Source organism: Rothia nasimurium (assembly GCF_049068285.1).
Taxonomy (GTDB): domain Bacteria; phylum Actinomycetota; class Actinomycetes; order Actinomycetales; family Micrococcaceae; genus Rothia; species Rothia nasimurium_I.
Window position 1 is genome coordinate 142,117 of the sequence record NZ_JBLKPV010000005.1, and the last position, 20,411, is coordinate 162,527.

Sequence of the window (20,411 nt, forward strand, 5' to 3'; positions counted from 1 at the left end):
GCATGTCACGATGTGGATACTACGATTTGCCGCCGAAGATAAGACGGTTCACCGCAGTAAAGTAGGCTGCGTTGAGCTGCTCGGGGTTTTCCTGGCCGCGGTTAGCGATGACCTGCATTGCTAGGTCTCGACGGTCTGCCCGCAATTCCTGTTTGGCTTGGGCCAGAGCCTGGTGTAGCTCATCGGCGGTCAGACTAGTGCAGTAGGCGGGTGAACCCGGTTCCTGCCGCCAGCCCTCGCTGAGGGTGCCAGCGTCCACAGGGGTAAAACCGGTAGCGGAGACGAGCTCTGCAACGACCTGCTTGTGCTCCGGGTTGTCACCCACAATCGGTAGGGCCAGGGGGCCGCTAGGGTTCTGCAGAACTTCAGCTAGCACCGCATTCCAGGTCTTGATGATGGGGCGACCTAGTTGTTCGGCAACCCAGATAGCTTGGGTTTTGCCCTGGTTAAGTTCATCAATCTGCCCGTTGAGGCCCGGGTAGTAGTTGCTGGTATCTACAAGAATGGTGTCGTCAGGTAGCCCAGTAATCACATCGACAAGCTGGGGGAGGGCTTGGGGCGGTACCGAAAGGATGAGGACGTCGAGGTTCTGCGGGAGGGAGCGGGTGTCACCTGCCTGGACGCCTGGGGCCAGGTAGCGCTCAGGTATAGTATCTGCCCCGCGGGAATTGGCCAGGGTGATGCTGTGTCCGGCAGCTGCGAGTTTGAGGGCGAGGGTTCCGCCGATGGCTCCAGAGCCAATAATTCCAATGTTCATGGTGGTGTCCTTGTCTTTGAGGTGATGGGTTTAGGCTTGCAGGTGTTCCGCTAGGCCGTACTGGTCAGGGGCGCCCAGGTGTTCGCGCAGGGTCTCACCCTCGTATTCGGTGTGGAAGAGGCCGCGCTCCTGCAGAAGAGGCACAACCCCGTCGACGAAGGCGTCAATGCCGTCTTCGTAGACATCGGGTGAGAACCAGAAACCATCGACGGCCCCGGCTTCGAACCACTCGGTCATGTGGTCGGCGGTTACCTCAGCCGGGCCGATGGGGGAGGGATGGTAGTCGATGATGCCGTGGTAGAGAATGTCGCGCACGGTCCAGCCCTCGCGGGCGATCTCTAGAGCCTTGGCTGAGCGCGGGTCGCCGGGGTTGGGCTGGGCGTAGGTGAGGACGCCGGGGTCAATGGGCTGGTCCAGGTCTGAGCTGCTGAGCGGAATGCCCAGTATCATGCCCAGGTAGCCTACGCGCTGGTGAATCTGGGGTTCAACCAGCAGACCGCGCCGGTCGAGGGCTTCTCGCTTGGTGGGGGCGATGGTGGGGGAGATACCGGCGAAGAACTTGATCTCATCGGGGTTGCGGCCTGCCCGCTCGGCGGCATCTCGCACTGCCTGGCGCTGTTGAATTGAGTCTTCGATGGTGTAGGTCGAACCGATGACCGCGTTGGCGTAGAGCCCGGCCATGGCCAGGCCGTTGGGGGAGTCACCGGCTTGGAAGATGACGGGCTGGCCCTGCTTGGAGGGCGGGATCGGCAGGGGGCCTGCGGACGCCACGTAGCGGCCTTGCGCGTTGACCGGTTTGATTTTGCTGCGGTGGGCAAAGACGCCGCTTTCACGGTCGGCGACCCAGGCGTCCTTACCCCAGGAGCCCCAGAGGGCCTGGACGGTCTGCACTACCTCGTGGGCCCGCCCGTAGCGTTCTTCAGAAGATTTCATGTCTTGCCCGAAGTTGGCAGCTCCCCGGGGGTCTGAGCCTGTCACGGCGTTCCAGCCGATACGGCCGCCGCTCATCACATCGAGGGCCTTGAACTGGCGGGCCAGGTTGTAGGGTTCATTCCACTGGGTGGGGGCGGTTGCTGCCAGCCCGATGCGGCTGGTGTCCCGGGCGATGGCGGCCATGGTGACGATGGGGTCTAGGGTGAGCTGCGGGGCGACCTGGTCTGAGGCCTGGGATTCATTGGGGAAGTCGGGGAAGAAGATGAACTGGAAGAGGCCTCGTTCAGCTTTTTGGGCGTAGCGCACATGAGAGTCGATGTTGGCGTAGTTGTGGGGGTCTACGCCGGGGAAGTTCCATGCGGTAACTTGAGCGCCGTAGCCGTTGCCCAGCTGCATACCGATGAGCATTTTCTTGTGTGACAAGATGTTTTCTTTCTAAGTGGAGATATTTTCCGTTTATGGGCAAAACTATACGGAGGAATTCTCCACTTAGCAAGTGTAGGATGGACACCATGACCGAAAAGACCCCCGCTGCCGCCCGCAAACCCCGCGCTGATGCCGTCCGCAATCGAGAAAAAATCCTGGAGGTAGCCAGCGCCGCCTTTGAGCAAGACGGCGTCAATATCTCTATGGACGCTATCGCCCGGCAGGCGGGGGTGGGGGCCGGTACTCTTTACCGCAACTTCCCTAACCGGTCAGCCCTGATTGCGGCGGTGCTTGAGGTACGGGGTGTGCATGCCCCTGAACCTGCTGCAACACTCTTGGGTAGCGGCGAAACCGCTTTGAGTGCGCTGCATACCTGGCTGCAGGCAACTGCCCGGTGGTTCCAGACCTATGACGGCTTGACCGACCCCATGCGCCAGGCGGTAGAAGAAGCGACAAGCCCCCTGGGCATGGCCTGCCACAACGTGATTGCGCAGTTAGACCAGCTACTGGCTGCTGCCCAGCAGGAGGGGAGCGTCCGTCCTGGCGTTACGGGACGGGATCTCTATCTGGCCACCCTGGGCATGGCTTGGGCGGCTCAGCACTCAGATAACCCCGACGCCCTCTACGATCTCTTAGCCCAGGGCTGGCTAGGCTCATCCGAGGGGTCTGCCGGCTAGGGGCCTTAGACAACGAACTGCGGGGTTTCCTTCGAGTTGCGGTAGGAAGAACCGCGTTTCGAAGGAAACCCCGCATGTCACGATATGGGCGATGCCCTAGTTGCTGGGGAACCGAGCCTTGACCCAGCGTTCGAAGACCCCCAGGAGGGCGTCGGTTATCTTGCCCAGGATAGCCAGCAGGACGATGGCTAGCAGCAGGCGGTCGGTGCGGCCGTTGTTCTGGGAGTCGGTGAGCAGGAAGCCCAGGCCCATGGAGGCCCCCAGCAGTTCAGCGGCGACCAGGAAGAGCCAGGCCTGGGCCAGGGCCAGGCGCAGACCCGAGACCACAGAAGGCAGAACCGCAGGCAGTTGCACAGTGGTAAAGAGATTCACCCCGCGGACGCCGAAGGTGCGGGCGGCTTCAACCAGCTTGGGGTCCACGTGGGCTAGGGCCGCTGAGACGGTGGTGTAAACCGGGAAGAAGGCACCGATAGCAATGAGGGTGACCTTGGAGTTCTCGCCGATACCGATCCAGAGCAGCAGCAGGGGTACCCAGGCCAGCGAAGGTACAGCGCGCAGGGCTCCGATAGTGGGGGCGGCGAGCACCTGGGCCCAGCGGGAGAGCCCGACCCAGGCCCCGAGCGCTAGCCCCAGCAGGGCGCCGATGCTGAAGCCCAGTACCACGCGCTGGGTTGAGATTGCGACGTGCAGGCCGAGCTGGCCGCGTCCTGCCAAATCAAGGGCGGCAGCAACCACCTTGGAGGGGGCAGGGAGCTGAACTGCGCTAAAGACCCCGGTGGTGCTCAGGTACTGCCAGAGCGCCAGCAGAACCAGGGGTAGCAGGGCACCCAGCCAGGGGGTCCACCTGCGGGTGAGCAGAGGGCGGCGGAGCGGTCGGGCGGACGTCGGTGGTTCGGTCCGAGCTAGGCTGCGGGCTGTCGGCTGGGTGGTGAGATCAGAGGTAACCGACATGACTACTCAGCCACCAGAGCAGAGACGCGGGCGGGGTCGGCCTTGGTAGCAAAGGTGTCATTGATGATGCTGCCCAGAGCGGTATCTACTTCGCTTTGTGAGGCAACGTCACCTGACTCAACCAGGTAGGGGCCCACCTTCTCCAAGACGGCTAACTGCCTGTCGCCGGGCACATTGTCGATATCCAGGTAGGTGCGCTCCCAGACAACTTGGGCGGTTTCAAGTTCGATGCCGGATCCGTCAGCAAGAATCTGAGTTCCTTCCTCCGGGTTGGCTAGGGCCCAGTCACGGGCGTATTCGTAGACATCCACGATCGTCTGGGCAGCTTCGGGGTCGCTTTCGATAAAGTCTTCGGTGGCGTTCAAGAAGCCGTAGGTGTTGAAGTCGACGTTCCGGTAGAAGAGGGTGTTGCCGTCCTCAATTTCGGCGCTGGCCATGATGGGGTCCAGGCCGCTCCAGGCATCGACGGTGCCCTGGTTGAGGGCGGTGCGGCCGTCGGCGTGCTGCAGCTGCTCGATAGTAACTTCGTCAGGCGATACGCCGGCTTCTTCCAGTGCCTGGAGCAAGAAAAAGTAGGGGTCAGTGCCCTTGGTGACGGCCACTTTCTTCCCTGCCAGGTCTTTCACCGATGAGATACCGGAGTCGCTACGGGTCACCAGGGCTGACCATTCGGGCTGGGAGTAGAGGTCAATCACCTGAATAGGGGAGCCGTTAGAACGGGCCAGCAGGGCAGCTGAGCCGGCGGTGGAGCCCACGTCAATGGCTCCAGAGCGCAGGGCTTCGTTGGCCTTGTTGGAGCCGGCTGACTGGACCCATTCCACCTCCTTGCCCTGCTTTTGCAGGGCGGTTTCTAGCCACCCCTTTTCCTTGATGATCAGAGAAAGCGGGTTGTAGGTGGCGTAGTCGATGGTGACGGTGGTGTCGCTCGCGGCGGCAGATTCGGAAGTATCTGAGCTGGCGTTTTCCCCGGCCAGGCAGCCGGTCAAGAGGAGGGTTCCGGCGGCCAGCAGGGCGGAAGTAGTGGTGAAGCGGGAGGTCAGTGACACGGTGTTTTTCCTAGTGACGTGAGGGGTAAGAGGGTGCAGGAAGGGAAGGTACTGGGGGGTCCAGCACCTGTTGAGGTGGGGGGCTAGTGTTCTTCGACGCCGAGTTCGGCTAACAGACTCTTGCGCAAGGTGGCGAGGTCTGGGTTGCTCCTGTCGCGGGGACGGTGGTCGGGCACCTCGACGATACGGGTAATGGTCGCCGGGGAGGTGGCGTCCGGCTTGCCCAGTACAATGACGCGGTCAGAGAGGTAGAGGGCCTCTTCCACATCGTGGGTGACCAGCAGAATAGTGGCCGGGTCCTGGGCGTGAATATCGAGCAGTAGATCCTGCATCTTGATACGGGTCAGGGCGTCCAGGGCACCAAAGGGTTCATCCAGCAGCAGGACGCCGGGGTTCCGCGCCAGCGCCCTGGCCAGGGAGGCCCGCTGGGCCATGCCACCGGAAATCTCGCGGGGGCGGTGCTGGGCGTAATCCGCCAACCCCACGAGGTCTAGAAGCCGGGCAACCTGCTCGCGGGAGACGTCCTTGGGGGTGCCCTTGGGCAGGCCCAAAGCGACGTTCTGGGCAACCGTCCGCCAGGGCAAGAGGCGGGGCTCCTGGAAGCCGATCGCTACCCGGGAATCCAGCCCGCGTACCGGGAATCCGTCGATTGCAACGGTACCGGCAGTCGCTGCGCCCAGGCCCGCAGCAGCCCGCAGTAGGGTGGATTTGCCGCAACCGGAGGAACCGATAATCGAAATGATCTCACCGGGGTAGGCGGTAAAGGAAACGTTTTCAAGGACGGTGCGGGTCTCGCCGCGCTCGCCGATGAAGGTTTTGCCGACGGCCTGGAAGTCGATTTCGCAGGCGGTGAGGTCAACGGTTCGGGCGGGGTTCTTTTCTAGCGTGGGTACGCTCATAGTTTTCTCCATCGTCTCTTGGCGGTAGCACCGACCCCTGGTGTAGGGAGGTTGCTGCGACGTCGCTGAGCCAAGTCTCTCGGTCGCTCTGGATGGTTGACGTTTTCAAGGCTAGGGGGGCCTGTTTGGCGGGGGCAAGGTTGTGACGCTTTGTGTCAGCCCGTTACCTTTGTGACGCTGTGGGTGGGGTAGACCTTTAGGCTAGGGCTCCGACATCGAACTGCGGGGTTTCCTTCGAGTTGAGGTAGGAAGAACCGCGTTTCGAAGGAAACCCCGCATGTCACGATACGGACGGACGGTCGGGCACGGGGCTTCGTGGGTCGGGGCGTCATACTGCTCAATACGGGTCACAATATGAAACAGGCGCCCTGTGGTTTGCGTGTGTCTTGGTTCTTCGGGCTACACTAAATTCCAAGATCATGAGTCCCAACGTCAAGCTCTGGCTAGTTGGGCGGCAACCCTCTCCCGTAGCGGGGTGCCCCAGATGAGGATCAGGCAGTTATGCAAGTACGGCGCACCAGGCGCCACCTTCGCGAAGGCTCGGCGCCTTTTACTTTTGGGTAAGGACGCCGGTGGCAGCACGGGCGCGAAGGGCCAAGCACCACCTGTGAAAGGGCCCGGTTCCATGACCGAGAAGAAGCGCATCGTCGTCAACGCGTTTGATATGACCACCACCAGCCACCAGAGCTTTGGCCTCTGGCGCCACCCCCGCAACCGGGCGGATGAGTACAACACCATCAAATACTGGACCGACCTGGCCAAGGTTTGCGAGAAGGGCCTCTTTGATGCGGTCTTTATCGCAGATGTGGTGGGTGTTTACGACGTCTACAAGGATTCAGTTGCTCCCGTCCTCAAGGATGGTGCCCAGGTTCCGGTGGGTGACCCCTTCTTGCAGATTTCCGCTATGGCCGCTGTGACCGAGCACCTGGGCTTTGGCGTTACTGCCGCTGTCACCTACAACCAGCCCTACACCCTGGCTCGCTCTTACTCCACCCTGGATCACCTGACCGGCGGCCGCGTGGGCTTCAACGTGGTGACCTCTTACCTGCAGTCTGCCGCTGAGAACCAGGGTCTGCCCGGGCAGATTGACCACGATGAGCGCTACGAGATTGCCGAAGAGTTCCTCGATGTCTGCTACAAGCTCTGGGAGGGTTCATGGGAGGACGGCTCAGTGCCCCGCGACCGCGAAAACGGTATCTTCGCAGATCCTTCCAAGGTGCACCCCATCCTGCACAAGGGTAAGTATTTCCAGGTTCCGGGTATCGCCCTGACTGAGCCTTCCCCCCAGCGCACCCCCGTGATTTTCCAGGCCGGCGCTTCTTCCCGCGGTCAGGCTTTCTCGGGCCAGCACGCTGAGGCTATCTTCATCACCGCCCTGCGCCCCCACCTGACTAAGGTTCTGACCGATCGGATCCGTAATGAGGCTGAGAAGGCCGGCCGTAAGCGCGATGACGTCAAGATCCTGGCCATGCTCTCCGTTGTTGTAGATGAGACCGACGAGAAGGCCCAGGCTAAGTACGCCGAGTACCTCAAGTACCAGAATGTTGAGGCTTCCCAGGGCATTATTGGCGGCTGGAGCGGCCTGGACCTGGATCAGTTCGATGAGGACGAGGCCCTCAAGTACGTTGAGACCGAGTCTATCCAGTCCTTCCTGACCCCCTTCACTCTGCAGGATAAGGAGAAGGAGTGGACCCGCAAGGACATCGCCGAGCACTGCGCCACCGGCGGTATGGGTGCGGTTCTGGTGGGCTCCCCCCAGACCGTTGCCGATGAGCTGGAGAAGTGGATTGACGAGGGCGGCCTGGACGGCATCAACCTGGCCTACCATGTGTCCCCCGGCTCCTTCGAGGACTTCGTTGAGTTCGTTGTCCCCGAGCTGCAGAAGCGCGGCCGCTACCGCACCGCGTATGAGGGTTCCACCCTGCGTGAGAGCCTCTTCGGTGAGGGTAACAAGTATGTGGACGAGCGCCACCCGGCTGCCAAGTACCGCGGTGCTTACGTCGGTAAGCCCTCCGCTGCTGACACCCCGGCCCGCGATTTCCTCAAGCTAGCGATTGAGAACGCGGAGAAGGCTGAGGCCGCAGGCCACTAGTTCTTCTGAGATAAGGACGCCGCCTTGCACCTTCCTGCCACCGGGCAGGGAAGGGCGGGGCGGCGTCCTTGTGTTTAATCTGCCCGGTGGGCGGGCCTTCTGCGGGGGCTGGCGCTTTGCCCTGAGAAGACCTGGGCTGCGCGTAGGGTGAGGGCTTCGAGGGGCCCTCGGGGGAAGAAGAGGAGCCAGAGGGAGGCGAAGAGGGCAAGTCCGGCTGTGAGGCACCAGAAGAAGAGGGGGGAGCTAACCTGCCCGCTGGGTCCGGTGGCGAGCCAGATGATGACGACGTGGGCCGAGTAGGCGGTCAGCGGCATGGCACCGAGGGCGGCGAGCGGGTAGAGGGCGACGGAGAGGAGACGGACGGCGAGGAGGCTGAGGCCGATGATGGCCAGGGCGAATCCGCCGGAGCCGATGATTTCTGCGGTGGCCCCGCTGTGAGGGGCGGCGGTGAACAGGGCGTCGAGGGTGGATCCAGCCCAGTCTGCTTCTATGATGCCGAGGAGGTAGTCAGCCCAGGCGTTGTAGCTGATGGCTTCTGCTGAGTCCATGGGCAGGGAGCCGCTGGCTGTTGAGTCGGGGTAGTACTCGGCGGTGAGGCTGCCTGCCTGGGTTTGGCAGAGGACAAAGTCGCCGTAGTCGTCGCAGAGGTAGCCGGTGAGGTCTAGGTCTTCGGCCGGGACGCTGGAGGGCATGGTGTCAGCGCTGGATGATGAGGAGGGGTCGGCTGGTTTGACGACCGTTGATGAGTCTGATGCGACGTACTCGGGGGCGTAGAGGGCACCGGTTCCGTAGCCGAGGGCGGCTAGGAGGGCCCCGGCCCCGAGGAGGGTCAGGCCGGTGCGCCAGGAGGTCCATTCTTTGATCCAGCGGCCCAGGGCTAGGCCGGTGAGCATGAGGGCGAGCCAGGCGGGCAGGTTGTAGTGGGGTTGGAAGATGAGGCTGTGACCCGGTCCCAGGGCGGGCAGGAGAATCCCGAGGGCTGCGAGGGTGATAGGCCCAAGGAGGGCGAAGCCTGCTGCCCAGCTTAGGAGGGCGGCGGGACTCAGCCGCAGGAAGGGGATCATGATGAAGTAGAGCGCCCCGTAGAGGGTGAGGATAATGGCGATGTTGGTGCCGAGCTGTTCGAGGGCCAGGCCGATGGCGAAGATAGTCAGGGCCCGGCCGGTGAGGACGAGGCGGGTCCGGGGCATATCTTCTGGGGAGGGGGCCTGGGTTGTGCCGGTCATGAAGGCCAGGGAGATACCACCGAGGAGGGCGAAAAGGAGGGAGGGACGTCCGTCGACGACCCCTGACCAGGTGGCGGGATCGTTGAGGTAGACGGGGGAGGCGTAGTCGATGGTGTGGGCGGCCATCATGCCGATGATGGCCAGGGCCCGGGCGACGTCCAGCCCGGTGATGCGGGGTGGGGCGAAACGGGTTGCAGGGGAGAAGGCTCTGCGGGCGCGGGGGCGTGAGGACGCGGGTTGCTCGGAGGCGGGTGCGTCTGGAAGGGCCGCCGGGGTGGGGGAGGAGGTATTCATAGAGCCCACTGTAAGGCCAGCTTCCTCCCGGAAGGAGGTAGGGAGGCTACTTCCGGTGCCGTGTCCAGCGAAAATCAGCCGTGCGGGGGAGAAGCCGGGCTGAGTCGTCCTGCCCCTTGCCTAGAGGAGGGCGCTCCAGAGGCGGCAGAGGTTTTCTGCTACTTTCTGGTGGTTGGGCCGGTTGATCCATTCGTCGTAGCGCAGGCGCTTGCAGCGGGTCATGTAGTCGGCGGCGATGCCCTCTAGCTCCTTGACCATGTCCTGACCCACGATGAAGGTTGATACCTCGAAGTTGAGGGCGAAGGAGCGGGGGTCCATGTTGGAGGAGCCGATGAAGGTGAGGTCGTCATCCACGATCATGAACTTGGAGTGCAGGACGGTGGGGCCGGGGTACTGCTGAATGACCACGCCAGCGTTCAGGAGCTGCTCGTAGTAGGAGCGCTGGCCCATGATAGGCAGGAACTGGTCGCCTTTTTCGCAGACGATGAGGGTGACTTCAATACCTGAGAGCGCCATGTTGGTGAGGGCCTGGAGCAGGGTTTCTTCGGGTACGAAGTAGGGGGAGCAGATAATGATCCGGTTCTCTGCGTTGTAGATCAGGTGGTTGATGAGGCGCAGGTTATTTTCGGTTTCGAACCCGGGCCCGGAAGGCACGATTTGGGCGAGGGGGAATTCGCCGCCGAGTCCGGCGTAGCTGTTAGCGTCGATGTCGGCGACGATTTCGTCGAGGAGGAGTTCCTTGGTTTCGGCGTACCAGTCAGAGAGGAAGACCGCGTTGAGCTGGTGGACGATGGGGCCGGTGCAGAAGAAGCTGAGGTCCTTCCATTCCAGGCCTTTTTTGAGGTTGGCTTTGAGGTTGTAGCTTTTGTCGATGGCGTTTTGGGAGCCTGCGAAGGCAATTTCACCGTCGATGACGACGATTTTGCGGTGGTTGCGCAGGTCGGGCCGCTGCCATTTGAGTTTCCAGGGTTTGAGGGGCAGCATGAGGCGCCAGGGCACCCCGGCGTCGGTGAGTTTACGTTGAAGCTCGCGCCAACGGGGGTATTTGCGGGAGCCGATATGGTCAATGAGGACGTGGACGGCCACCCCCCGCTGGTGGGCGCGGATGAGGGAGTCCCAGAGGGGCTCGGTGGTGGTATCGAGGGCGGTGATGTAGAACTCGAGGTGGACGTATGTGGTGGCTTGGTCGATTTTTTCTGCGATTTCCTGCAGGGCTGCGTTGTTGTCGTGGCGGAGTTCGAAGGTGTTTCCGCCGATGAGGGGGAGGGCGCCGAGCTTGTAGTTGAGGCTGGCGGCAACCCGGGCTGGTTCTGAGATGATGGGGTCGCCAAGGACGGCGTCGTTGCCTTCGATGGCGTCCTTGATGATGTTGTTCATGGTGCGCTGGCGGCTACGGCGGTGGCGGGGTAAGAGGTTGGAGCCAAAGACTAAGAAGGCTAGCAGGCCGATGTAGGGGATGTAGAAGATAGCCATGAGCCAGCCGAGGGCGACCACGGGCTTACGGTTGTAGGGCAACCAGAAGATCACAGTCAGACGAATCAGGAGGTCGATAAAAATGAGTGCGGCAGCCACCCAGGGCGGCAGGTTCGTCAGTTCAATGAAGGGTAAGCCAAGGTTCACCCTTCTAGTCTACAGTTTTCGGTTGCCTCCGCCTCGGCCTGGATCGCTAGCTAGGCATGGGGGATCTTCTTACCTAGGAGGGAGAAGGCCCCTGGAATAGAATGGAAGGGTGAATACTACTGCTTCCCCCGATCATCCCAGCCCTTCGATCCGCCAGCAGCGAAGGGAACGTACTCATGCTGTGATTCATGAGGCGGCTGTGAAGCTGGTGCGGGAAAAAGGTTTTAAGGCAACAACTACCGATCAAATCGTGGCCCTGGCCGGGGTGAGCCCCCGAACCCTCTTTAACTATTTTCAGGGTAAGGACGACGCGGTCTTGGGCTTGCGGACTCCGGCCATGACGGACGAGATTTTACGGCGGGATTCTGAGCGGGAAGACCTCTACATTTTTGAGCGTATCACCCACCTGCTTCTGGACATTGTGATGGACTCTGTTCAGGGACCTTCCTATGACCAGGTGGTTGATTTGGTGTCGGCTTACCCGGAGCTTCGTTTCCGTCTTCGCACCCACAATTTGGCCTGCGAGAGTGTGCTGGCTGATTTCTTGCGGACGATTGATTGGATTGAGTTTGCCAAGCAGGGCCGCCGGGGGCCTTTTATTTACTTCACCCCGGATCCTGCCGAGCCGGTTGATCCTCCAACCCACTACGATGAAGATCTGGTGCAGGGCGGTGTGTGTATTGCCTCGGCTATCTGGCGCTACCTGGATTACACCAAGCGCCTGCCCCTGGGGGAGGCCCGCGACCGGGAGATTGCCCAGGCTGTCCATAATTTCCGCCACCTGCTCCGCGAGGATTAGGCCCCGGCGCCGTCATACGGGGTCACGGGTGGACGCGGTAGGGTGAGGGAAGAGTAGAGTGGCTAGTGGGCGCTACGCGCCTTCCACCTGGAACAAAGGAGTACACCGTGAAAATTCTTCTACCGACCTCTATCACCCTGGATCAAGCCGCCTTGGGCTTGGAATCCGGTGACGAGGTCGTCAGCTATGACCCTGCCGTCAACATTGCCCCCGAGCACCGGGACGCCGACGTCCTGGTGGCCTGGGGCAACACCAATGAGCAGCTTAAGGACGCAGCCACCCACCTTGACCGCGTCGAGCTAGTCCAGGCCCTGCTGGCAGGCCCTGACCAGGCCCGCGCCGCTGGCTTCCGCTCCGAGGCTGTGATTGCCTCCGGTAGCGGCCTGCACTCTAAGACGGTTGCTGAGCACGCCCTAGCTTTGACCCTCAATTTTGTGCGCTTCCTGCCCACTCTGGCTGAGCACCAGGCCAAGAACAACTGGGCAAGTGAACTGGGCGGCCCCCAGGAGCTCCACCCGGCCAACCAGGTCACCACCCTGCTGGGTGCCAAGGTCACCATTTGGGGCTTCGGCTCGATCGGCCGTGAAACCGCCCTGCTCTTTAAGGCTTTTGGCGCTGAGGTGACCGGCGTGGCCCGTTCAGCCGGTGAACGCTACGGCTTCCCCGTAGTCGCAACCGAAGATGTTGATTCGGTGCTTGAAACCACCGATATTCTGGTGATGATTCTGCCCAACTCTGAGGAAACCCAGAACTCTCTGAACGCTGCCCGCCTGGCTAAGCTCCCCAACCGCGCCTACGTCATTAATGTGGGCCGGGGCCCCACCGTCAACGAGGCTGACCTGATTGAGGCCCTGAACAGCGGCCAGATTGCAGGTGCTGGTCTTGACGTGACCGTCACCGAGCCCCTGCCGTCCACCGATCCGCTCTGGGGCGCGAAGAACCTGGTCATTACCCCCCACTCTGCCGGTGGCCGTCCTGTTGACCCCGAAGCCCTCATTAAGCAGAACCTGCAGGCCCTGCGCGACACCCGAGCTGGCGTCGAGGCTAACTGGCGCAACAAGATGAACTAGCCAGTGTGGACAACAGCAATGCGCTCCGTCCGCGGCCCTCTCACTCCTCGTCTGGCGGCTCGTCGTGATTCACGCCAGCCCCGCGCCAGCGGACTGTGAGCGCATTGCTTTCGTCCTGCCCAGTGACTCGAGCGCATCTTTCGCCAGATACCCCCGCGATCATACCGAGGCACACAAAAGGAGCTCCACCAGAATCTGGTGGAGCTCCTTTTATCTTGTGGTTAGCTGACGACGTGGCCGGTTTCGTCGAGCAGCTTGGCCCGCAGTTCGCGGCGCTCGGCCTGGGCGTCCGGGTCGGGCAGGGGAACAGCAGCCAGCAGGCGCTGGGTGTAGGCCTCGCGGGGGTGGCGCAGAATCTGCTCGCGCGTGCCCTGCTCCACGATTTCACCGCGGCGCATCACGGCGATACGGTCTGCCAGGGCGTCGATGACTGCCAGGTCGTGGGTGACGAAGAGGCAGGCAAAGCCCATTTCTTCCTGGAGTTCCTGGAAGAGCTCCAGCACGCGGGCCTGCACCGATACGTCAAGGGCTGAGGTGGGCTCGTCGGCAATCAGGAGCTTGGGCTTGAGGGAGAGGGCGCGGGCGATACCGACGCGCTGCTTCTGGCCACCGGAGAGCTCGTGCGGGTAGCGGTTGCGGTAGGAGCGGGGCAGCTCTACGCGGTCCAGGAGCTCCTCGATCCGCTTCTGCAGCTCGGCTCCCTTAGCGACGCCAGCGAGCATCATGGGTTCACCGATAGATTCGCCAATGGGCAGGCGGGGGTTGAGGGAGGACGAGGGATCCTGGAAGACCATACCGACGTGCTTGCGGACCTCAGCCAGGTCCTTGCGGCTGGGCTTACGCATATCAACGCCGCAGACGTTCAGCTCACCTTCGGCAACCTGCAGGAAGCCAACGGTTGCGCGGCCAATGGTGGACTTACCTGAACCGGATTCACCGACCAGGCCCAGGACCTCACCGGCCCGGATTTCAAGGTTGGCACCGGTGACAGCCCGGAAGGGGCCGACGCGGCCCTGCTTGGGGTATTCGAGGGCGACGTCCTTGAGGGAGAGAATGACCTCGCCGGTGCGTTCGGGGGCGAGCTGCTCCAGCATGGCGGTGGCGGGGCGGGCGTTTTCGGCGGCATCGTCAATAGCGGCGTTGACGTCGATTTCGTCGCCACCCAGGTGGAGCACGGCACCGAGCAGGGCCTTGGTGTATTCGTGCTGGGGGTTGTTGAAGACGTCGTGGATTTCGCCGGTCTCTACGATTTCGCCGCGGCGCATGACGGCGACGCGGTCGGCCAGGTCAGCAACGACACCCATGTCGTGGGTGATGAGAATAATTGCTGAGTTGAGCTTCTTCTGCAGGTTCCGCATGAGCTCCAGGATTTCAGCCTGGACGGTCACGTCGAGTGCGGTGGTGGGCTCGTCGGCGATTAGCAGCTTGGGGTTGGTGGAGAGCGACTGGGCGATCATGGCGCGCTGGCGCTGACCACCGGACATCTGGTGGGGGTAGGAGTTGAAGGCCTTGATCGGGTCGGGCATTTCGACCAGTTCAAGCATTCTGATGGCTTCGGTCTTAGCGTCTGCCGGGGAGATGTCCTTGTGGATTCGCAGGGTTTCAACGATCTGGTCGCCGACGGTCATGACCGGGTTCATGGCGGTCATGGGTTCCTGGAAGATCACGGCGACTTCTTCACCGCGGACGTTCAGGAGCTCGGTGTTGGAGAGGCCGATGAGTTCGCGGCCGTTGAGCTTGACGGAGCCGGTGACGCGGGCGTTCTTGGGCAGCAGGCCAATCATACCCATGGAGGATACGGACTTACCGGAGCCGGATTCACCCACAATGGCGAGGACCTCGCCTGCGCGGACCTCGTAGTTGAGGTTCATGGCGGCGGGAACCCATTTGCGTTCGACGCCAAAGTCGACGCTGAGGTTTCGAACTTCAAGCACCGGCTGGCCGGTGGGCTGAGTTGTAGTATTCACTGGTTTTCCCAACTCTTGGTGGTCTTGTCTAGGAGTCTGGTGTGGTGGGGCGGTCTCATCTGAGAGAATCTAAGACTATGAAGTCTCAGTATGTGCAGAACCCTCCGGTTATTTTTCGAGTGAGAACAGCTCCCTTCTATACCTGGTGCTCGGCGCTGGTGGTTGCAGTGGTTTTAGTGACCCTTGCAGTCAGCGGCGGGGTAGGTGCCCTGGTGACCAGGGGGTGGGGAGTGGTCTTCTTGGGCTATGCGGTGTGGTATGTGCTGGGTCGGCCCCATGTGGTGGTCGACCGGCATGATGTAAGGGTGGTTAACCCTTTTGTGACCCACACCGTGAACTATGCGGCCCTGATTGATATTTCAACCCGGTACCATCTGACCCTGGTGACCCCGACGAGGGGGTATCAGGCTTTTGGTATTCCGGCAGGTGGCATGGTGGCTTCTTTGAATGCCCATAAGCAGGATTTGAAGAATTTGCCGTCCATTACCTTCGGGGAGGGCGGTTCGATGAGGACCTCTGACCTTCCGAATTCTTCTGCCGGTGCGGCGGCTTTGGTGCTGCGCGGTTACTGGCAGGAGTTGGTGGAGGACGGGGCCTTGGATCAGGTTCAGCCGGTGCAGATAAGCCGGGTGGACGTCCGCGGCTCGGTTGTTTTTGCGGTGCTGCTAGTTGCGGCGGTGGCTGGTCTGATGGTGTAGGCCTGACCGGTTAGTTCTGCGTTTCTCTATTCTGTTGTGATGTGGCGGTGAGTGCGGTTGCGCTCACCGCCACTGTCGTGATGGGAGCCTTCCCTTATCGGTTCTCGCCCGAGGGGCCTGCCTGGCCGTCAAGATTCTGGTCGAGGGAATCTGAGGTTCGGCTGCTGTCGGGGGTTTCGATTTCTGAGGCAAGGGTGGTTGCGGCGACGGCTGCAGCCGGTGCTGCGGTGCCGTCGATGCCTACCCCGTTTTCGGCGGAGTGGGCGGTGCGTTCCTTTGCCTTCTTGGGGTTGAACTTCTTCTGACGGGGGTCGAAGGCGTCACGCAGGCCGTCGCCGACGAAGTTGACGGCCAGGGAGATCGCCAGGATGAAGAGGCCGGGGAACCAGAAGAGCCAGGGGCGGGTGGCGAAGGCTGACTGGTTTTCTGAGATCAGGGAGCCCAGGGACCAGTCGGGGGCCTTGATACCGAAGCCCAGGTAGGAGAGGGCGGTTTCGGTGAGGATTGCGGCACTCATCATCAGGGACACGTTCACGGTGACCACGCCGATGGCGTTGGGCAGGATGTGCTTGAAGATGATACGCAGGTCGGAGGCACCGGCTAGGCGGGCGGCATCGACGAATTCCCGTTCACGCAGGGACAGGAACTCTGCGCGGACCAGACGGGCCAGGGAGGACCAGAAGAGCAGGCCGACGACGACGCCGAACATGATGGTGTTCCAGATGCCCTGGAAGTAGCTACCGGCCAGCTTACCGAGAACTGCGGTGAGCAGGATCAGGGGGATGATGATGATCATGTCGGTGAAGCGCATGATGACAGCTTCAATCCAGCCCCGGTAGTAGCCTGCCAGGCCGCCGAAGAGGACGCCCAGGAAGCCTGCGATGGAGGTGATGAGGAAGACCACCAGGAAGGAGTTCTGAACACCGCGCATGGTCATGGCGAAGAGGTCACGGCCGGTGGTGTCCTGGCCGAACCAGTGCTGGCCGTTGGGGGCTGCACCGTTGACGATGGGGTTCATCTCGGTGTAGGTGTACTTCCACCAACCGGGGATGGGACCGACGCCGATGGAGGTGACGGCCAACAGGAGGATACCGATGAGGATGCAGAGGGAGATGACCGCGCCGGTGTTCTGGCGGAAGCGTTTGCGGACGATCTGGCCCTGGGTCTGGCCGACGGACTCTTGGGCCCGGATGTCGATGTTGGTTTCGACGGAACGGAGGGCCGTGGTTTCGGTGGTGGGCTCTTTGCTGGAGCCGAGGTTCTGTTCGTTTGTGCTCATTATGCTTTCACCCTCACGCGCGGATCGAGTGCTGAGTAGAGAAGGTCAGCAACCAGGTTGAAGACGAGCGCCATGATACCGGTGATCAGGAAGACGCCCATGACGGGGGCTGCGTCGGTCATGTGCAGGGCGTCGAGGAAGAGGGTACCCATGCCCTTGAAGGCGAAGATACGCTCAGTGATCGCGGCGCCGCCGATGATGCCGCCGATATCCATGGCGATGATGGTGGCCAGGGGAATCAGGGCGTTGCGGAAGGCGTGCTTCATGACGACGGTGCGCTCTGAAACACCCTTAGCGCGGGCGGTGCGGATGTAGTCCTGGTTCATGATTTCGAGCATGGAGGCTCGTGAGTAGCGTGAGTAGGACGCCAGCGAAATCAGGGTCAGGGCGATGGTGGGGAGCAGGATGTGGGTCATGGTGTCGATACCCATGATCCAGAAGTCACCCTGCAGGTTGGGGGTTGAGGCGTTGGCGGTGGGGATTGGACGGCCCTTAATGCGGCTGTTGGCAATGTAGGAGGGCCAGGCCTGCATGAAGCGGTCGGCGATGATCAGCAGGGCCATGACGAGGCCGGTGAGCAGGCCGACGCGGGCGCCCTGGCCCTTGTCGTAGCCACCGGCGATGTAACCGGCGATGACACCCAGAACCATGAAGGCAGCTGCGATGACGACGGTCATCAGGAAGGTTGCCTGGTTGAGGAGTCCCTGGATGGGGAAGTAGGCTACGACGCCGACGACGACCATGGCCAAACCTGCTGCCAGGGCGCGGCGGTTACGCAGGCCGGATACCAGGATGGTGAAGATGACGGCTGCTGCAACGCCCAGGGGCAGGATGAAGGGCAGACCCAGGAAGGGAGTGCGGAACCAGAGGGTGCTGGAGACGAAGATGATGGCGCCAGCGGTAACGGCAAAGCCGAGTAGGCCCATGAGGTAGCGGGTCTTCTGCTTGCCGAAGGAGGCGGCGTACCAGAAGAGACCTGCGATGAGCGAGATAATCAGCGTTGTTGGAATCGTCAGGCTCGGGTTTCTGAGGAAGTCGTTGAAGCCAATGGCTACGAATTCCTTGAGCAGCACTGCAATCCAGAAGGAGGGCAGGGAGAAGAAGAGGAAGCTTGCGAAGGTGATGGTGTAGTCCAGGCCTGAGTACTGGCGCAGCGCTGAGACAATACCGAGGCTCACACCTATCAAGATAGAGAGGATGGTTGCGGCAACGACCAGGGTCAGGGTCTGGTAGATCGCGTTGGAGAGCAACTGGGTGACGGGGGTGCCAGCAAGGTTCTGGCCGAAGTCGCATTTGCCTGCGAAGCAGCCAAGGACGCCGCCGAGCCACTTGAAGTAGCGGAGGGGGGCGGGGGTGTCGAGATCAAGGGCCGCAATACGCTGGGCGATGAGGGCCTCTTTGTTAGGGGCAGTTGATACTCGGAGCTCTTCGAGGGGATCGCCCGCGATGGCAACGAGGTTGTAGATGAGGAAGGATGCACCGAAGAGGATGAATACAGCGGTGATCAGTCGCCTCACAGAATACATGAGCATGATGAGTCCTGATGGGGTAGTGGGGCGTGTGCGTGGGGTACACGGTAGTTTACTCAACACCCAGAAGGCGCGGACGCTCATGAGCGTCCGCGCCTAGGGCTGTTACAGGCATGAACCGGTCATTGTCTGTAATGACGTGAGCGTTAATCGACTACTCGGCGATGTCCCACTCTTCGATGTTCCAGGTCAGGGGCTGCTGGCCGGGCTTGGGCTTGACGCCGGTGACGTTGTCAGCCACGGAGGTAACAGCGATGGACTGGAAGAGGGGGAGACCGTAGCCGTCCTTGAAGGTTTCGGCGTCAGCCTGCATCTTCAGTTCGTCGATACGGGCCTGGTCGGTGGTCTTCATGAGCTCGTCAGCAGCTGCGTTCACGATTTCGTTGTTGTAGCTGGTGAAGTTGGAGGATGAGCCTGCTGCGAAGATCTGACCCAGGGAGGAGTTGCCAACACCTGAGGAAACCCAGCCGAAGATGGAGGCTTCGTAGTCGCCACCTGACAGCAGTGATGACCACTGCTCGCTACCGGCGTCTTCAACGATGAAGCCGGCCTTCTCAGCGGATTCCTTGATCATCTGGAAGGAGTTGACGCGGTTGGGGTTCTTGGAGTTGTAGAGAATGCGGATGGTGGGGGTCTGACCGCCCAGCAGTTCCTTAGCCTTCTCGATGTTGGCGTCCATGTTGTCGAGGGGGTACTCGGAGGAGTTGTTGGTCTCGACGGTCTTGGCGTAGTTTGCAGCGTCGGATGCTACGTAGAGCTGGGAGTTGAGAACCTCAGCCTCAGCGTCCATGGGCTTGATCAGCTTGTCGAGGATGTCCTGACGGGGAACGGTCAGGAGGAAGGCCTTGCGGACGTTGACGTCAGCGAAGGGGGAGCCTTCCTTCATGTTCAGGTCCAGGTGGTCGTAGGCCTGGTCAGGCTGGGTAACGGTGGTGACGCCGTCCATCTCGTTCAGCTGGGTGATGGTGTCAACTGAAGCCTGGGGAGCCATAGCGGTGATTTCACCGTTCTTCAGAGCCTGGATCTGAGCGTTGACGTCAGGCAGAACCTTCAGAACAACTTCGCCGATGGCAGGCTTGGTGTCACCCTGGTAGTTGGGGTTAGCGGTCAGGGTGATGGACTGGTTTTCTTCAACAGCGGAAACCAGGTAGGGGCCGTTGCCGACGGTCAGGTTCTCAGCAGGCATGGTGGTGGTGTTGTAGCCGGTGTTCCATGCTTCTGCAATCTTCTTGAGGTCTTCGTTCTCTGCACCGGGCTCGGCGGTTTCGAGGACCTCAACCAGCTTGGCTTCGTCCATGCCAGCCAGTTCAGCAACAACGTGGGCGGGCTTGCCAATGTCGTAAGCGATTTCCCAGTCAGCGAAAGCAACGGGGTAGTTGAAGGTGATGGTGCGGCCGTCTTCGCCCATGGTGGGCTTGCCAGCGCCACCCAGACCTGCGGTTTCACCAGCGTAGTCGAAGTAGGTCAGTTCGCCGTCTTCGCTGTTGAAGTAGCCGGACTGTGAAGCCCAAGCCAGGAGGAGGTCACCCTTATCGATCTCGTTACCATCTGACCACTTCTGGTCGTCATTGACCTTGTATTCGACCTTGATGCCTTCGCCCTCTTCGGTCATGGTGTAGCTACCGAACCATTCGTTCTTCTTCAGATCGAAGGTGTCGGTGATGGTCAGGAAGCCACGGTGGGTCATCTGGGCGATGATGCCGTTGGTGTCTGAGTTGCCTTCTGCAGTGCCGGAGTTCAGTGATGAGAAGACGTTGGTGATCGCGATGGATACTGACTTGTCACCGGCGGCAGTGTCGCCACCATTGGCGGTGGTGCCGGTGTTGGTGCTTGCGCATGCGGACAGGGCAAGAGCAGCAACAGCTGAAAGGCCGATCGCTGAAGTAATGCGGTTCTTGCGCATTGAGTGTCTCCTTGGTGAGGGGAAAGTGTATGTTTCGGTGTGCTGCCTGCCGACGAATCTGTCGCAGTAGGCCCCAGCACCGCAAGCGGTGTGGTGGGTCACACGCTGTGTACGTCCTATACTAGGGCACCAGATAGGTTCTGCGCCACATGAAACTAAACTTCTGGGGTAAAAACTCTTCAATAAACGTAAATTTTTTGTAAACTGAGAAACATTTTATCTAGTCAGAGTGGGTTTTGTGGGTT

General features: G+C 61.3%; 16 protein-coding genes and 2 riboswitches. Of the genes, 5 read left to right on the forward strand and 11 right to left on the reverse strand.

From position 1 onward, the window contains the following. Nucleotides 1-19: 19 nt before the first annotated feature. Together ACMXX3_RS06200 and ACMXX3_RS06205 are read right to left on the reverse strand one after the other, a co-directional pair. Nucleotides 20-757 carry an NADPH-dependent F420 reductase gene (locus ACMXX3_RS06200; protein ID WP_421083876.1) on the reverse strand — a complete coding sequence of 246 codons (738 nt, stop codon included), beginning with the start codon at nt 755-757 and terminating at the stop codon, nt 20-22. Between the two features lie 30 nt (nt 758-787). Next, nucleotides 788-2,113 carry an NtaA/DmoA family FMN-dependent monooxygenase gene (locus tag ACMXX3_RS06205; RefSeq protein WP_421083877.1) on the reverse strand — a complete coding sequence of 442 codons (1,326 nt, stop codon included), beginning with the start codon at nt 2,111-2,113 and terminating at the stop codon, nt 788-790. Between the two features lie 89 nt (nt 2,114-2,202). Here ACMXX3_RS06205 and ACMXX3_RS06210 point away from each other — a divergent pair, with 89 nt between their 5' ends. After that, nucleotides 2,203-2,793 (forward strand): TetR/AcrR family transcriptional regulator, encoded by a 591-nt coding sequence (locus ACMXX3_RS06210; protein ID WP_421083878.1) that lies wholly within the window; start codon nt 2,203-2,205, stop codon nt 2,791-2,793. Nucleotides 2,794-2,889: 96 nt separating this feature from the next. Here ACMXX3_RS06210 and ACMXX3_RS06215 read toward each other — a convergent pair whose 3' ends face one another. The 3 genes from ACMXX3_RS06215 to ACMXX3_RS06225 form a co-directional block, all read right to left on the reverse strand. Then, nucleotides 2,890-3,744: an ABC transporter permease gene (locus ACMXX3_RS06215; protein WP_421083879.1), complete on the reverse strand. Its 855-nt coding sequence runs from the start codon at nt 3,742-3,744 to the stop codon at nt 2,890-2,892. A gap of 2 nt (nt 3,745-3,746) precedes the next feature. Next, entirely contained in the window at nt 3,747-4,784 is a 1,038-nt protein-coding gene (locus ACMXX3_RS06220) for an aliphatic sulfonate ABC transporter substrate-binding protein (protein ID WP_421083910.1), read from the reverse strand. 89 nt (nt 4,785-4,873) lie between these two features. Beyond that, the gene (locus ACMXX3_RS06225; protein WP_421083880.1) at nt 4,874-5,689 is read right to left on the reverse strand and encodes an ABC transporter ATP-binding protein; all 816 of its coding nucleotides are present in this window, start codon (nt 5,687-5,689) and stop codon (nt 4,874-4,876) included. Between the two features lie 5 nt (nt 5,690-5,694). Next, a riboswitch (SAM riboswitch) is annotated at nt 5,695-5,788 on the reverse strand. A gap of 316 nt (nt 5,789-6,104) precedes the next feature. Continuing rightward, nucleotides 6,105-6,205: riboswitch (SAM riboswitch) on the forward strand. A gap of 109 nt (nt 6,206-6,314) precedes the next feature. On the opposite strand from ACMXX3_RS06225, the gene ACMXX3_RS06230 reads away from it, so the two are divergent. Further along, nucleotides 6,315-7,781: an LLM class flavin-dependent oxidoreductase gene (locus ACMXX3_RS06230; RefSeq protein ID WP_421083881.1), complete on the forward strand. Its 1,467-nt coding sequence runs from the start codon at nt 6,315-6,317 to the stop codon at nt 7,779-7,781. Nucleotides 7,782-7,855: 74 nt separating this feature from the next. Here the strand turns inward: ACMXX3_RS06230 and ACMXX3_RS06235 are convergent, their stop codons facing one another. Both ACMXX3_RS06235 and cls read right to left on the reverse strand, forming a co-directional pair. Continuing rightward, a complete protein-coding gene (locus ACMXX3_RS06235; protein ID WP_421083882.1) occupies nt 7,856-9,301 on the reverse strand; it encodes a heparan-alpha-glucosaminide N-acetyltransferase domain-containing protein in 1,446 nt (481 codons plus the stop codon). A gap of 120 nt (nt 9,302-9,421) precedes the next feature. Next, the gene (gene cls, locus ACMXX3_RS06240) at nt 9,422-10,921 is read right to left on the reverse strand and encodes a cardiolipin synthase (protein WP_421083883.1); all 1,500 of its coding nucleotides are present in this window, start codon (nt 10,919-10,921) and stop codon (nt 9,422-9,424) included. Nucleotides 10,922-11,030: 109 nt separating this feature from the next. Between cls and ACMXX3_RS06245 the strand changes: the two genes are divergently transcribed. Both ACMXX3_RS06245 and ACMXX3_RS06250 read left to right on the forward strand, forming a co-directional pair. Further along, nucleotides 11,031-11,720, forward strand: a complete 690-nt coding sequence (locus tag ACMXX3_RS06245; RefSeq protein ID WP_421083884.1) for a TetR/AcrR family transcriptional regulator — start codon at nt 11,031-11,033, stop codon at nt 11,718-11,720. A 107-nt stretch (nt 11,721-11,827) separates the two neighbouring features. Continuing rightward, entirely contained in the window at nt 11,828-12,790 is a 963-nt protein-coding gene (locus tag ACMXX3_RS06250; protein ID WP_421083885.1) for an NAD(P)-dependent oxidoreductase, read from the forward strand. A gap of 221 nt (nt 12,791-13,011) precedes the next feature. Here ACMXX3_RS06250 and ACMXX3_RS06255 read toward each other — a convergent pair whose 3' ends face one another. Then, complete coding sequence (locus tag ACMXX3_RS06255) at nt 13,012-14,757, reverse strand: ABC transporter ATP-binding protein (RefSeq protein ID WP_421083886.1); 1,746 nt, start codon at nt 14,755-14,757, stop codon at nt 13,012-13,014. A gap of 167 nt (nt 14,758-14,924) precedes the next feature. On the opposite strand from ACMXX3_RS06255, the gene ACMXX3_RS06260 reads away from it, so the two are divergent. After that, the gene (locus ACMXX3_RS06260) at nt 14,925-15,455 is read left to right on the forward strand and encodes a PH domain-containing protein (RefSeq protein WP_421083887.1); all 531 of its coding nucleotides are present in this window, start codon (nt 14,925-14,927) and stop codon (nt 15,453-15,455) included. A gap of 94 nt (nt 15,456-15,549) precedes the next feature. On the opposite strand, the gene ACMXX3_RS06265 is transcribed toward ACMXX3_RS06260, so the two are convergent. The 3 genes from ACMXX3_RS06265 to ACMXX3_RS06275 all read right to left on the reverse strand — a co-directional run bounded on the left by ACMXX3_RS06265 (nt 15,550) and on the right by ACMXX3_RS06275 (nt 20,166). Further along, nucleotides 15,550-16,734, reverse strand: a complete 1,185-nt coding sequence (locus ACMXX3_RS06265) for an ABC transporter permease (RefSeq protein ID WP_421083888.1) — start codon at nt 16,732-16,734, stop codon at nt 15,550-15,552. Further along, nucleotides 16,734-18,266, reverse strand: a complete 1,533-nt coding sequence (locus ACMXX3_RS06270) for an ABC transporter permease (RefSeq protein ID WP_421083889.1) — start codon at nt 18,264-18,266, stop codon at nt 16,734-16,736. Before ACMXX3_RS06270 ends, ACMXX3_RS06265 begins: the two co-directional genes overlap by 1 nt. A 151-nt stretch (nt 18,267-18,417) precedes the next feature. Beyond that, nucleotides 18,418-20,166: an ABC transporter family substrate-binding protein gene (locus ACMXX3_RS06275; protein ID WP_421083890.1), complete on the reverse strand. Its 1,749-nt coding sequence runs from the start codon at nt 20,164-20,166 to the stop codon at nt 18,418-18,420. Nucleotides 20,167-20,411: the final 245 nt, after the last annotated feature.